Origin of the sequence: Planococcus daihaiensis, assembly GCF_049262615.1 — a bacterium.
Taxonomy (GTDB): domain Bacteria; phylum Bacillota; class Bacilli; order Bacillales_A; family Planococcaceae; genus Planococcus.
In genome coordinates this window covers 1,193,289-1,207,877 of sequence record NZ_CP175504.1, presented here as the reverse complement: position 1 = coordinate 1,207,877, position 14,589 = coordinate 1,193,289, and the positions used below count along the sequence as shown (strand labels likewise).

12 protein-coding genes are annotated in these 14,589 nt (G+C 47.9%); 9 read left to right on the top strand and 3 right to left on the bottom strand.

The genetic code is table 11. The annotated features are described in order from the left end of the window. Positions 1-169: 169 nt before the first annotated feature. Entirely contained in the window at positions 170-1,765 is a 1,596-nt protein-coding gene (locus tag DHX103_RS05675) for a long-chain-fatty-acid--CoA ligase (RefSeq protein ID WP_422124304.1), read from the top strand. Positions 1,766-1,868: 103 nt separating this feature from the next. On the opposite strand, the gene DHX103_RS05670 is transcribed toward DHX103_RS05675, so the two are convergent. Beyond that, entirely contained in the window at positions 1,869-2,483 is a 615-nt protein-coding gene (locus DHX103_RS05670; RefSeq protein WP_422124303.1) for a hypothetical protein, read from the bottom strand. 373 nt (positions 2,484-2,856) lie between these two features. Here DHX103_RS05670 and DHX103_RS05665 point away from each other — a divergent pair, with 373 nt between their 5' ends. Further along, positions 2,857-4,380: a diguanylate cyclase domain-containing protein gene (locus DHX103_RS05665; protein ID WP_422124302.1), complete on the top strand. Its 1,524-nt coding sequence runs from the start codon at positions 2,857-2,859 to the stop codon at positions 4,378-4,380. A 451-nt stretch (positions 4,381-4,831) separates the two neighbouring features. After that, positions 4,832-7,105, top strand: coding sequence for a putative bifunctional diguanylate cyclase/phosphodiesterase (locus tag DHX103_RS05660; RefSeq protein WP_422124301.1), 2,274 nt, complete (start codon positions 4,832-4,834; stop codon positions 7,103-7,105). Positions 7,106-7,195: 90 nt separating this feature from the next. Here the strand turns inward: DHX103_RS05660 and DHX103_RS05655 are convergent, their stop codons facing one another. Both DHX103_RS05655 and DHX103_RS05650 read right to left on the bottom strand, forming a co-directional pair. Continuing rightward, entirely contained in the window at positions 7,196-8,161 is a 966-nt protein-coding gene (locus DHX103_RS05655) for a sortase domain-bontaining protein (RefSeq protein ID WP_422124300.1), read from the bottom strand. 28 nt (positions 8,162-8,189) lie between these two features. Next, positions 8,190-9,518 (bottom strand): hypothetical protein, encoded by a 1,329-nt coding sequence (locus DHX103_RS05650; protein ID WP_422124299.1) that lies wholly within the window; start codon positions 9,516-9,518, stop codon positions 8,190-8,192. Positions 9,519-9,943: 425 nt separating this feature from the next. Here DHX103_RS05650 and DHX103_RS05645 point away from each other — a divergent pair, with 425 nt between their 5' ends. The 6 genes from DHX103_RS05645 to DHX103_RS05620 all read left to right on the top strand — a co-directional run bounded on the left by DHX103_RS05645 (position 9,944) and on the right by DHX103_RS05620 (position 14,505). Beyond that, positions 9,944-10,510 (top strand): RNA polymerase sigma factor, encoded by a 567-nt coding sequence (locus DHX103_RS05645; RefSeq protein ID WP_422124298.1) that lies wholly within the window; start codon positions 9,944-9,946, stop codon positions 10,508-10,510. After that, positions 10,503-11,348 (top strand): anti-sigma factor, encoded by an 846-nt coding sequence (locus DHX103_RS05640; protein ID WP_422124297.1) that lies wholly within the window; start codon positions 10,503-10,505, stop codon positions 11,346-11,348. The genes DHX103_RS05645 and DHX103_RS05640 overlap by 8 nt, the downstream gene beginning before the upstream one ends. Before the next feature lie 386 nt (positions 11,349-11,734). Then, positions 11,735-12,427 carry an aspartate/glutamate racemase family protein gene (locus DHX103_RS05635; protein ID WP_422124296.1) on the top strand — a complete coding sequence of 231 codons (693 nt, stop codon included), beginning with the start codon at positions 11,735-11,737 and terminating at the stop codon, positions 12,425-12,427. Between the two features lie 72 nt (positions 12,428-12,499). Further along, positions 12,500-12,883 (top strand): DUF302 domain-containing protein, encoded by a 384-nt coding sequence (locus tag DHX103_RS05630; protein WP_422124295.1) that lies wholly within the window; start codon positions 12,500-12,502, stop codon positions 12,881-12,883. Between the two features lie 72 nt (positions 12,884-12,955). Continuing rightward, positions 12,956-14,071: an MBL fold metallo-hydrolase gene (locus tag DHX103_RS05625; RefSeq protein WP_422124294.1), complete on the top strand. Its 1,116-nt coding sequence runs from the start codon at positions 12,956-12,958 to the stop codon at positions 14,069-14,071. A 173-nt stretch (positions 14,072-14,244) separates the two neighbouring features. Beyond that, positions 14,245-14,505, top strand: coding sequence for a metal-sensitive transcriptional regulator (locus DHX103_RS05620; protein WP_422124729.1), 261 nt, complete (start codon positions 14,245-14,247; stop codon positions 14,503-14,505). Positions 14,506-14,589 lie beyond the last annotated feature (84 nt).

The window sequence follows — 14,589 nt, the reverse complement described above, 5'->3', positions numbered from 1 at the left end:
CGAAAACAGGCAGAGCCACAATTTGAAGAGCAATTGTGTCTTTGCCAAGCATCTTAAAGTGCTGAATTGTTAATATATTCTAACAACTCCATTGACACAGCTTCCGCCCGAAAATATACTTGTTGTATAACAAGTGCCAAATCGATCATCCGGAAGGGGTTATGTCCACATGTTCGCACCTTTAACACCGCTTGACTGGAAACGGCGGGCCATTAAATATTATCCGGAAAAAATAGCGATTATTGATGAAGACAAGACATTCACCTACAAAGAGTTCGGGCAGCGGAGCGACCGATTGGCCATTGCCCTGCAAAATGCCGGCATCCGGGAGAAAGACCACGTGGCGGTGATGCTGCCGAATACGCATTATATGCTGGAATGCTTCTATGGCATCGGCCAGCTGGGGGCCGTCATGGTGCCGCTGAATTACCGGCTGGCGGCGAAAGACCTGGCATACATCATCAAGCACAGTGATGCGAAAACGCTGATTGTCGATGCGGAATTCGGCAAACTGATCGAAGACGTACAGGATCAGCTGCCGGTTGAGAAGTATATTATCGTGGAAGTGGACGGACATGAATCCAAGCTGAACGGAATCACCTACGAAAAATTTATCGGAGAGGTGGCGGAGGATGCGGAGCCTCCGAAAGTGGAAATCGATGAAAACCAGCTGCTGACGCTGAACTACACGAGCGGCACGACATCGAATCCGAAAGGGGTCATGCTGACGCACCGCAGCAATTACCTGAATGCCGCGAACTTCCTGTATCATATGAATATTACGCATGACGATGTGTATCTCCATACGCTTCCGATGTTCCATGCGAACGGCTGGGGTGGTATCTGGGCAATCACGGCTGCCGGTGCCACGCATGTATGCCTTCGGAAAGTTGATCCGGTACAGATCCTTAATTTATTCGAAAAACATAAAATCTCGGTGCTGTGCGGCGCACCGACAGTCATCAATATGCTGGTCAATGAACCGAAAGCGAAAGAAATCAAGATTATGACGAGCCCGCGCATGGCCACAGCCGGAGCGCCGCCAGCTGCCGCATTGATTGCCAAAGCTCAGAACATTCTTGGGTTGAATATAATCCACGTCTACGGACTGACGGAAACTTCACCGTTCATCCTGTACTGCGAATGGAAGAGAGAGTTTGACTCCAAATCGCCTGAAGAGCAGTCTGCCATCAAAGCGCGGCAGGGCATCGAGCTGGCGTTCAACGGGGAGACGAAAGTCGTCAACCAGGAAGACGGCAGGGAAGTCGAATGGAACGGCAAAGAGCTTGGCGAAATCATCACCCGCGGCAATGTCGTGATGGCGGGCTATTATAAAGATCCGGAGAAAACAGCCGAGGCGATTAAAGACGGCTGGTTCTATACCGGAGATTTGGCTGTAACGCATCCCGACGGCTTTGTGGAGATCCAGGATCGCATCAAAGACATGATCATTTCGGGCGGGGAAAACATTTCGTCGACTGAAATCGAAGGGGTGCTGTATAAACACCCCGATGTCATGGAAGTCGCGGTCATCGCAGTTCCCGATGAAAAATGGGGGGAAGTGCCAAAAGCGATTATCGTGCTGCATCCGGGAGCCGAGGTGACGGAACAGGAAATCATCGAGTATACACGTTCGAATATGGCCCATTTCAAAGCGCCTAAATCGATTGAGTTTGTTGAGGCTTTGCCGAAAACGGCGACGGGCAAGCTACAGAAGTTCCGTTTGCGCGAGATGTACTGGGGCGGGCCGAAGAGGGTGAATTAAGAGAGTTTGCATTAATATAGGTGAAAAAAGAACGTGCGTAAAGGGTGAGAGATGCCTTTGCGTACGTTCTTTTTATGTTTTGATAGGTATGCCGGTTGTTTTTTTAATCGTAATTGCGGTCAGTCAATGTTCTATTCCCCAACAACACCAACACCGGCCCAACAATCGGAATCCACGCCAATCCCTTATACCGCGCATCCGGATAAAGCCGGTGGACAGTGTATATCGACAGGCCATACAGTACGAACCAGTCAACAGTCATGACCGATACCAGGCTGGAGGCGAAAAAGGAATCGGCATAGTCCGCGAACGAAAAGCCCTGCAAGAGCGTCAGCCAATTTCCGGTCCACATGACGATGAGGACAATCAGCCAGAAGCGGGAGCGCAGAAAACGGACGAGCCAGAGCGGCGTGCGCAATTTCTTTTCGGGTTTCCGGATGCCGAATGCGAAATAAGGCAGCAGCGAAAAAGCCCCGATGCCGAATGACAGAAGCGCGAACGGCCACGCCGGCCAGCGCATCCGGTCGTTCAGCAGCAACAGCGTCAGGAACACGAGCGGAAAGATGCCGAGCGAATTGAAAACGGCAAAGACAAGCGGGTCGATGGCGCCGATGTTGCCGTTGAACAATTCCGGGAAAATCGGGTTATTGGCGCCGGTACCGGGTGCCCAGAAGACAGCGTATGCGATCAATAGGAGCCAAATGATGAAGAAAATCATTGCGTCACCTCTTTTTTTTTGAAAAGCTAAGTCTAGTTTGAAAGTAGCAATGTCTGGCAGGGAAGTCAATTTTTATTCAAACTTTCAGAGTAGAATTCTGAAAGCTTTTTCAATCTGCATTCGCAAAGGAAGGATGTATAACACTGCATAAATAATAGGTCCTTAGTAATTTCCATAATAATGGAATTATGATAAAAGAACTACTTTTTTTGCATATTAGCAGTTATAATAAAAGTAAGGAAGTTTTTGTTTTGAAAGGTAAAAATTATTTTTTTTACAAGTTCTGTCTTATGTTCACCGCTTTTATTATGAAGATATATGTAAGTGGGACAACTGCATACCAACGGTTTCAGACAGCCAGGGGGGAACAATCATGTTCAGATACAACATCTTGCCAGTTTCTCTTATAGCCTTGATCATTATCTTATTTTACAGTTGGAGAATTTCGTTTGCTGATAGCCCGTGGCTTATTTCCGCAGGGGCGAATGGGCTCCATATTCTGGTTGGCATGGTCAGTCTGGTTTGGCTGTATCAGGCTTATCGGAATGCCGGCCGCAGACAGAAAAACTTCTGGCTGCTGCTGTTTGTCGGTGTTACTTTCTACACGGGTTCCAATTGGCTGTGGTTGTTCTTACAGATCAGTCAGAGAACCGTGGAGTCAGAACCCTTATCCTCTGTGCTGTGGCTGATTGCTTACCTGTTCTTCCTGGCTGCCCTGATCTCGAAAACCCGTGAACTGAGCGGGGCTTTTTCCAGCAATGCCTATGGCTTCAACATTACAGTCTTTATGGTCACTGCTGCGTCCATCGGCTATCATTATTTGATCCAGCCGGTGCTGGATTTTGCGGAAGGTTCGCTGCCACTGACGCTGGCAACATTGGCGATCCCGATAGTAAATCTGACAATCCTGTTCGTTATCACCATTTTGTATTACCTGATTCAAAAAAATGAAAAACAAAGCCTTTTATTACTCTGTATCACAGGCTTTTCCCTGCAGGTGACTGCCGATTTTATTTACGGATACGTGGTGTTCAATGAAACCTACCAGGCCGGTCATTTCGTCGACCTGTTATGGCTGCTGTCTACGTTATTCATCGGCTTTACCGCATATTACGCGAAAGATAACCAAACGGATAATTTGTGGCTTGTGAAAAATCCGGTCAGGGACAAAGCGCAGATTTTTCCCTACGTGAGCATTGTGGTTCTTATCGCACTGGTCATCCACAGTTACCAATGGGATTTCAACGCCCTCAGCGCAGGACTGCTGCTGGCTCTGATATTGCTGTTGGGGCATCAGGTGCAGATTCTTCGGAAGAATCAACAGTTGGTGGAACAATACCGGCATCTGGCTTACCATGATCCGCTGACGGGATTGCGCAACAGAGGGAGTTTTAAAGAAGAAATGGCCCGCATGCTCGGTGATGATGCACCGCCGCGAATTGCACTTTTGCTGCTGGACCTTGACAAGTTTAAAGTGGTGAACGATACACTGGGGCATCATATCGGAGACGCTGTGCTGATAAAAACTGCTAAGAATTTGGAAGCGGTTAGTGGAAGAAATGTCACGGCATTCCGCTTGGGCGGCGATGAATTTATTGTGGTTTTAAGAGAGGCAACCCATGAAAAATGCACTGCGCTTGCTGAGAATATTGTGGCCGCTTTTCAGGATGCTTTACTGATAGAGGACTATCAGGTGAGTGTGACGCCGAGCATCGGCATCAGCCTGTTTCCCAATGATGGCAATACCACCGAGAAATTGATGCAAAATGCCGATGCCGCAATGTACTGGACAAAAGAGAATGGCAAAAATGGCTTCAGTTTTTACAATTTGAATGGAAGTCAGGAAAAAATTCAGGAGACAATGATTGAAACCAAATTGAAACCAGCTACTCGATAGGATCAATTGCAGCTCCATTATTACACGTTTAAAATACACTGCAGCGAGTAGAAACGTTGCTGATGTCTCTGCATTTTTTACTCTGTAAACTTATATTCGACCGCGCAATTTATAAAATAGGTGTCAATTTTTAACGAAACCTTCCTTCCGATACAAGACGGGAAGGTTTTTTGCATTCTCGTTTCTTGGTATTTTTCACGTCTCTGCAGCTTTCAATTTCCTTTTTTGGGTATTTAATAAGAATATTCTCATATTCAAAATATGATAAAAGGACTATAATTTTGTAATATTAAAGGTTATTATAATATATATACTTTTTAAATTTTAAGCTATACATATATTGTGACAGGGACATGGAACGGAGCACCGGGCCATTGCAAATTGTTGCGCTCCCCGCGCTTGAAAGCGCGAGCGCCATTATACGGATTTCTGATACCCAGGAGGGATAGGTTTGCGTAACAATAATATTTTTCCCATTTCAATCCTTTTAATAGTGATCGGCTTATTTTTCGGCTGGACCCTTTATTTTGAGGGGAATCCTTTGCTGATTTCGATCGGCACCAATGTACTACAAATTCTGATCGGAATGGCCGGCATCCTCTGGCTGTTTCAGGCTTATCGCAATGCGCGCCGCAAGCAGAAGAGGTTTTGGCTGTTTCTGCTGATCGGGCTTTCTTTCTATATTAGTTCCAATTTTTTCTGGCTGTATGACCAGCTTGTGGAAGGCTTTACGGCGTCCTCGGAATTTTCGTCTCTGGTGTGGGCGAGCGCCTACCTCTTTTTTCTGGCGGCGCTGATTTCGAAAATCCGCGACTTGGGCAATAAATCTGCCGGGGATTCTAAAATTTTCAATATCACTATCTTTATGATCACGGTTTCAGCCATCAGCTACCATTATTTGATCAATCCGGTAAGGAAGCAGTACGGAGAGTCCTGGATGGCTGATTTGATATCGGCTTTATACCCCATCGCAGACTTGACGATTCTGTTTGTCGTGGCGATTTTGTATTATATGATACAAAAAAACAGCAAGCGGGAAATGCTGTTATTGTTGGTCGTTGGATTATTCATCCACGTTGCAGCTGATGCGCTGTTTGCCTACGCAATTTTCACAGACAGCTATCAGCCAGGCCATCTTGCCGACTTGTTGTGGCTCTTGTCGACGCTGTTCATCGGATTTACAGGTTATTTCGGCAAAACGAATAAAGGCAGTATTATCCTGATTGCACGCACTCCTGCAAGGGACAGGGAGGGCTCTTTTCCTTATTTAAGCATTCTGGTCCTTCTTGTGCTGGCCACTCACAGCTACCAATACGATTTCAACGCCCTCAGCATTGGCTTATCGCTGACGTTCTTTTTGATACTTGGCCGCTTGCTGTACATTCTCCGGAAAAACCGGCAATTGGTAAGCCAATACAGATACTTGGCTTATCACGATCCGCTAACGAATTTGCCCAATAGAGGCAGCTTTGTGAAAGAATTCGACCGCATTTTGAATGAGGATTCGTTTCAACAGACAGCTCTTTTGCTGATTGACCTGGACCAATTTAAAGTGGTCAACGATACACTGGGCCATCATATCGGTGATCAGGTGCTGACTAAAACCGCCGAACGGCTGGGATCAGTCATTGAAAAAAACATGCTGCTTTTTCGCTTAAGCGGAGACGAATTCGTCATCGTCATCATCGATGCGACAGACGAAAAATGCATTGCGACGGCCGATAAAATTTTGGCCCTGTTCCATAAATCACTCCAAATTGATGACTATGAAGTGGATGTTACCGCAAGCATCGGCATCAGCAAATTTCCCGAGCATGGTTATACGCCGGAAGAGTTGAGAAAAAATGCAGATGCTGCAATGTACTTCTCGAAAGAAAATGGCAAGAATAACTACAGCTTTTTCAATGCGGAGCTTAGCCGAGAAAAAGCCCGGAAGATGAAGATCGAAACCGAGCTGAAAAAAGCGATAGGCAGAAACCAGCTTCAAATCCACTATCAGCCAAAAGTCGACCTCCAAAACCACCAAATAATCGGCATGGAAGCCCTGTTACGCTGGCAGCATCCGGAACTGGGCTGGGTGTCGCCGGTAGAATTCATACCCGTTGCGGAAGAGACAGGCCAAATTGTCTCCATCGGCGAATGGGTCCTGCGGCAAGCTTGCTGGCAGAACAAACAGTGGCAGCAACGGGGCTTTCCACCATTAGCTGTAGCGGTCAACGTATCGGGTTTGCAGTTCAGGCATAATCGTTTTTTGGAGACGGTCCAGAAGATTTTGGATGACACGGCGCTGGCTACGCAATACCTGGAATTGGAAATCACTGAAAGCATCATGCAGAACATCAAAGAAAGCATCAAAATTTTGGACGGCCTCCACAAGATGGGGATAAAAACGTCAATCGACGATTTTGGCACCGGCTATTCCTCTTTGCATGTACTGCAGAAATTGCCGATTGATACGTTAAAGATCGATAAATCATTTGTGGATGAGCTGGATTCCGATGTCATGAATCCGATGGTGAAAACAATTATTGAGCTGGGATTGAACTTGAACCTGACGATTGTCGCTGAAGGCGTCGAATATGAAACCCAGATGAAATTGCTGGTCGAGCATGGCTGCACCATCGGCCAGGGCTATCTGTTCTCGAAACCGGTCGCACCGGATGACTTTGAAGTATTGATGAAGCTGCCGGATATGCTCACTCACAAGCTCGAACAAACTTTTTGAAATGAATTCACGAAAAAGCCCTTTTCCACATTCTTATGAATGAAGGAAAAGGGCTTTTTTATTTGGAAAGGCAGCTGTGTCATGTGTTTTTCATTTTGATGAAGTCTTCTCCGACTCATTCAAATCGACATCGACTGCCGAAACGTAATAGCGTTTTGTATCGTCCGCTTCAATTTCGACTTTCTTGCGGTCGAACAGGGACACGGTGGCGATTTTCGTCAGTTCACCGCTGTCGATATCTTCCTCGTAGACGCGGTAACCGATGATGGCATCATCGCGCACGGCGTGCCAGGAAAGATTGAACGAAGTTGCAACCACTTCCGTCGGTGCTTCCGGCTGTTTGTCCTGGACGCTCGAGTCGGAAATCAGCTCTGCGGTTACGACAAGACGTTCTTCATGGGAACCGATACTGCGGTTGAAGGTGCCGGTACATGTGATCAAATTGAGCATCCGGCTGTCCGAGGAGCCGAAAATTTCTTCGATCGGCGCTTCGTCTGTTACATAACTGGCTTTTTTCTGGATTTCATAAATCATCTCACGGCCGTCTTTATCCGTAACGATGACCTTCTCACCCGCTTCCACTCTATTTAAATGAAAAAAAATCGCGGGTCCGGTCAGGCTGTCGACATGTCCTGCAAGGACTGAGTGGCCTTTCGCGCCCACTTGGAAGCCGGGTTCAAACCAGCCGACCTGATCGACGTCTTCCGGTACGCCCATTTCGCCATTGTCGAGAATGCCGGTTGCTTCAATCGCTGCATCGACCCCGATAGACGGTATGGAAATTCGTGCCGGTTCCATGCCCTGGATACTCTGCTGGCGCTGCTTTTGCAATTCCTGCAGTTTTTCACGCTGGGCCGGCATAATCGGGAATTCAGCAATTTTATCAATCTCGTCTTCCGTTGCCAATTGCTCAGCCGGCGTGTCTTCAACAGCTCCAGGGAGTTCAAGCTGAGCGATGTCTTCTTCAAATGTCGGTTCCTCGGCCATTGGTTTCAGGATGACAAACAGCACCGCACATAGAATCAGTGCTGTCGCCATTGTCCAAAATTTTCTCATCGCTCAAACTCCTTCCAAGTTGGATCATTTATTGCTTTCTCTGACGAAACGTCAAAGTTCCTGCTGTTAATAGGATCAACGTGCTCATTGCCACCCAGATCATCATGGTGTTCATGCCATTCGCAGAACCGCCAAGGCCGGTAGCCGGCATTTTGTCAGGAACCGCTGTTTCAAAATTCTCAGGGAACTGGTCGACAATTGCGGCACTCAAGCCGTTGCCGATAGCGAACATGATTGTGTAGCCTTCACGGTAGCTATTATAAGAGGCTTCAAAATCGCCTGCAGCGTATTGGCTGAACGTATCAACGACTGATTGTTCATGCGCTGCAATATTAGCAATCGTTTCATCCTGTGGCAAACGTTCTTCCGTTGCACCGCTCAGGAATGTGCCAAGTTCTGTTGCGAATAGATCAATCAATTGGGATTGTGCTTGCTGAATTTCGTCTTCATTGCCGCCGGCCTGTGCAGTTGCCAGGTCACTTTGTACGGAAATGTGTTCGTTGTTCCATATAGCTGCGAATTGAGTTGCTGCTTCATCACCATAGAAAGAAGCGATGGCTGCACTGAATTCTTCCGTATTCTGATCCTGTGCCCAGTCGGCAAAGTCAAAGTCTGACGCACCGTTATAGCCTTTTGCCATGCTCAACTGTGAAAGAGCGAAATGCTCTGCCGCAATGCGGCTGACAGTTGAACGGAAATCACCGGCTGCTGTGTTCGGATCCGTGAATTGGTCCGGGAACTGCGTCGCGATTGCGCCACTGATGGCACTGCCTGCTCCGAAAATCTGCTTGAAGCCTTCCAGGTAAGAAGTGTATGATTCCACATAGTCACCGGCTGCATACAAATCGAAAGTGTTTTGCACAAAATCTTCATGTGCGCGAAGTGCTTCAGTCGCGCCGTCTTCCGGCAAGTTGCCTTCAGTGGCGGTTCCAAGGAATGCGCCCATCTCATCAACGAATGATTGGATCTCGTCGAGTGCTTCCTCTTGCGCTGCTTCGTCGCCATCTTTCACGGCCATTGCGTAGTCGTCGGTACCGGTATTATGCTTATCAAAAATTTCGATAAATGCCGCTCCGCCTTCTTCGCCATAAACAGAAGCGATTACAGGTTCCATATCGGCCGTATTGGCATCAAGTGCCGCCATTGCCGCTTCGGCTGCTGCGTCGCCGTCATATATTTTCATCATGGAATCCACGGCTAATGCATAATGCTCGGACAACAGTCCATCCAATGCTGAGCGTAATTCCACTCCACTTGTTTCCGTCGGCGAATGGTCATCTGCGCTCACTGCCATCCCCATTGAAGGAACCAACAGCGTTGCCCCTAATATCGGTGCTAAAATTTTTCTGAATTTCATCGTCACCACTCCTTTATTTTTTGCTTAGTAACTGTATAACGGAAGGAGTTGGAATTTGGATCAGTTTTTTGGTGAAAAACTTCAATTTATTTTCTTTACACTCCACGAAGTGGTATAGGATTTCTCTAAGATATGGAGCAAAACAGCGAAGACGCCATGGGGACCAAGCGAAGTGCTGAGATCCACTCGGGCGAAGTGAAACGAGACCGAGTTAGCTCAGCGCGAGCCCCCAGGCAAGCGCAGCTGTTTTGCGGAATATCATTTATATAAGGAAACAACACGGAATTTATTGCCAGACTGATCTAAAACGGGCTTTTACACGTTGAATAGATGAGCTTACAAAAATAAAATCGGCCCAGGCTTTCTCCAATTTGCCGGTGTATAGTAAGCTAGAACTATGCCACACGAATTGAAGGAGTACATCAATGGAGAAAAGTTCCGATACGCTGCTTTACTCGCGCATCAAGGAAAAAGATAAAGATGCGCTTGAATACTTGTATGACCGGTACGAAAAGATTCTATTCTCGTTTCTCTATAAAATGACCCAGGACCGAGATCTGGCGGAAGAGGCCTTGCAGGAAGTGTTTATCAAAATCTGGCGGGGCATCGGCGAGTACGACGACAGCAAAGGGAAATTCACTTCCTGGCTGTTCCGGATGGCGCAGAATTCCGCGATCGATCTGATACGCAAACGCAAAGCGGCAACCGTGCCGCTCGATGAAGTCGCCGAAATGCCGAGTTCCGACTCGAGCGTTGAGCAGACGGCCGAATGGCAGGAAGAAAAAGAGCATATTCAGGCTGCCGTCTCGCAATTATCCACCGAGCAGCAGGAGATGATTCAATTATTCTATTTCAAAGGACATACGCACGAAAAAATTGCCGAACTATGCGGCATGCCGCTTGGAACCGTCAAAAGCAGGATCCGGCTGGCGCTCGGCAAACTGAAAAAAACACTGCACGGGATGCAGGAAAGGGGGGCTACCGATGAATAACGAATTATGTGATCAATTGGTCGACTATTTGAACGGTACATTATCAAAAGAAGAAACACGCCAGTTCGAAGAACATTTGAAGACATGCGACGAATGCCGCGAAATTGCGGATGCAACCGGACAGCTCCCTTATCTTTCAGAACCGGCAGAACCACCTGCGGGAATGAAATCACGGATCCTGGCGAATGTTTTCGCAGAAGAAGGCGCGAGCGACAGTTCTTCCGCATCGTCCGCATCGTCTGCCGCAGCATCATCAGCAGCTGGCAGCAAAGCAGCAAGCTCATCATCGCATGCCGAATCGGATGCAAGAGTGCGCACACCGCGGGAAGAGAATGACTCGAACGTAGTACCGATGACTGACCGCGGACGCAAACGCAATTGGGCGACACCGCTGATTGCCGCAGTCCTGCTGGCGTCGCTGATCGGCAACGCCTACGCATTTATGCAGTTGCAGCAGGAACAGACGGAGCCGGTACCACCGGCCGAACCGACTGAGCCGACGACAGCGTTCAAGTCGATTGAATTGCAGCCGAGTGAAGATTTCACTGGCGGCGGAACAGCGGCATTGATCGAAGAAGAAGACGGCGCGCTCAATCTGGTCGTGCAAGGGCAGCAATTGGCAGCACTTGAAGGCGAGCAGGTTTACCAGGTCTGGCTGATCGAAGGCGATAACCCGATCCCGGCCGGCGCATTTACGACAAATGCCAATGGTGAAGGCGCAACGTATTTCAATATCGACAATAACACCGAAGAATGGGATACCATCGCGATTACATTGGAACCGCAACCCGGCAACGAATTGCCACAGGGACAAGTGGTTCTGAGCGGCGGCATTTAAATAGTGGAGAAGACCGGCTGCGGGGTGCAGCCGGTTTTTTTCATTGATGTATAAGTTGAACAAAAGAATTATACTTTATAACGCTCCGGCGCTCAGAGAACTCTTTAAAGATATGGAGCAAAACAGCGAAGACGCCATGGGGACCAAGCGAAGTGCTGAGATCCACTCGGGCGAAGTGAAACGAGACCGAGTTAGCTCAGCGCGAGCCCCCAGGCAAGCGAAGCTGTTTTGCGGAATATCGACAAGTAAAAAAATAGTAGTTCAACTTAAATAGCCATAAATTTTAAAGGATATTCCTTCTATCAATAGAAAACTATAGAAGTAGGCAACGCGACAGTCCACCTGCAAGGACTGGAAGAGACGAAACAACTCGAGGAGGAATCTCTATGAAAACAATCGGCCTGATCGGCGGCATGAGCTGGGAATCATCGCTGGAATATTACCGCACCATCAATAAGGAAGTGAATGCGCGCCTCGGCGGCCTGCATTCTGCGGAATGTCTCCTCTACAGCGTGGATTTTGCGGAAATCGAACGGCTGCAATCCGCAGGCGACTGGCAGCAGGCAGGGGAATTGCTCGGCGCAGTGGCGCTGAAACTGCAGCAGGCGGGTGCGGATTTCATTGTCATCTGCACGAACACGATGCACAAAGTCGTCGCTCATATTGAAGAAGGGATTTCGATTCCGGTTCTTCATATTGCCGATACAACGGCCGCTGAAATAAAGGCGCAGAAGCTCTCGAAAGTCGGCTTGCTCGGCACACGTTATACAATGGAACAGGATTTTTACCGTTCGCGCATCGAGTCGCACGGCATTGAAGTGGTGGTGCCTGGCGCCGAACAGCGGGACGACATCAACCGCATCATTTTCGAGGAACTGGTGGCGGGCGATTTGCGGCAAGCATCCAGGGAAACTTTTCAGCAGGTGATCCAAGATTTGGTGGGGGCAGGCGCAGAAGGCATCATTCTCGGCTGCACAGAAATCGGCTTGCTGATCAAAGCGGAAGATGCGGCTGTGCCTTTGTTTGATACGGCGCAGATTCATGCCGTTCAAGCGGTCAAAGAAGCGTTTGAGGACTAATATGTTTTATTCGGTTGAATACGGGAATTCAAGGAGAAGGTAGAGAAATACGATAACGAGAGGAGCAAAAAAATGTTTGACTACACAGTTGAAACGACAAAAAGCAAAGACGAGGCCGTGCGTGACCTCGAAGCGAATTTAAAGGAACAGAAATTCGGGGTGCTGTGGAATTTCGATTTGACGGCGAAGCTCCAGGAAAAAGGAACCGATTTCGATACGCCATACACAATACTCGAAGTCTGCAATCCGGAGGAAGCGAACCGCGTTCTATCGGAAGACCTGCTCGTCGGCTATTTCCTGCCGTGCAAAATCGTCGTTTATGAAAATGAAGGCAAAACAAAGATTGGCATGCCGAAACCGAGCGCATTGATCCAGATGGTCGAGAACGATTCGGTTAAGAAAATTGCTGTAGATATTGAAGAACGCTTGATCGACTGCATCGATAAGACGGTTTGAAGTAAAAAAATTTAACTTTACAGATACCCCATACGGTAACTGGAATACTTGTAAAATTAGGAGGAATAACAGATGACTGTAAAATTTATCTCTGCAAATGAAGTTGCGCATGAGGTGGTCCGCAGGGAACAGGTGCAAATTTTGGATGTCCGTAAACCGGAAGATTCGGAAGACTGGCATATTGAAGGGGATACCGTCAATTTGATCAATATCCCGCTTAAGGAATTGAACTCCGACTCATCGGAACTGCAAAATCTGCCGAAAGACCAGCCGTTGTATACGGTTTGCGGCAAAGGCAACGACTCGCAAAAAGCAGCTGCCTACCTGCAGGAAAATGGCTTCAGCAATGTTTATTCCATTGATGGGGGCATGGCTGCCTGGAGCGAACAGCTGGAACCGGTCCAAATCGGCGAAGTAAAAGGCGGAGCAATTTATCAATTCGTCCGGCTTGGCAAAGGCTGCTTGTCCTACCTGATCGAATCAGACGGCGAGGCGGCCATTGTCGACGCGAGCCGCATGACGGATGTCTATGAGCAATTCGCAAAAGAAAAAGGCATGAAAATCAAATATGTCATCGACACGCATCTGCATGCAGACCATATTTCAGGAGGCAAGGGGCTGGCGGACTCAACCGGTGCCGCGTATTACCTGCCGCCGGAGGATGCGGATGAAGTTGTCTTTGCTTTCGAACCGGCCACTGATGGCCTGAAACTCGAAGTCGGCAGCACAACCATCGAAGCGGTGTACTCCCCGGGGCATACGATCGGCAGCACGACATTCGTGGTCGACGATAAATACTTGCTGACCGGCGACATTCTGTTTGTCGAATCAATCGGGCGGCCGGACCTTGCGGGTAAAGCAACCGACTGGGCGGAGGATCTGTATGAAACGCTTTACAGCCGCTACAAGAAATTGGCGGATAGCTTGCTTGTCCTGCCGGCCCATTACGCCGAGGTCAGTGAGATGAATGAAGACGGCAGCGTATCGGAAAAATTAGCTGTCCTTTATGACACGAATGAAGGTTTGCAGATCCGTGATGAAGCGAAATTCATCAAACGGGTGACAGAGGGATTGAAGGATCAGCCGAATGCCTATGAAGACATCCGGCAAACGAATATGGGCAAAATGACTCCGCCTACTGACGAAGCAAAAGAAATGGAAACGGGTCCGAATAATTGCGCAGTATAATATAGAAGGAACGGATAATTCTTGACGCCTGCAATCTGCAGTCCTAAAATAGGCTGAGGCAAAGAATTATCCGTTTTTTTAATTGCCGAATCAAATGCTTGATTTTATACCCTAAGGGGTATATGATAATGGTATCTTAATGATATCAATGATAACAGGGAGGCACGAAGATGATGGAATACGATAAACAAGTCCAGAATAGATTGAAGCGAATCGAAGGGCAGCTGAAAGGCGTGCTGCGCATGGTCGAAGAAAAAGAAGACTGCCAGGATGTCGTCATGCAATTGTCCGCTGTGCGGAGTGCAGTTGACCGCGCAATCGGTGTAATTGTCAGCGAGAACCTCGAACAATGCGTGCGCGACAGCGTAGACAAAGGTGAGAGCACAGATCAACTCGTAAAAGATGCGGTCAGCCTGCTTGTGAAAAGCAGATAAAAAAATCCGTCGAACTTTCGGGTTGACGGATTTTCATTTTTGATGTTAGTATACCCCTATAGGTATTTTAATTTCTTCGTTGCT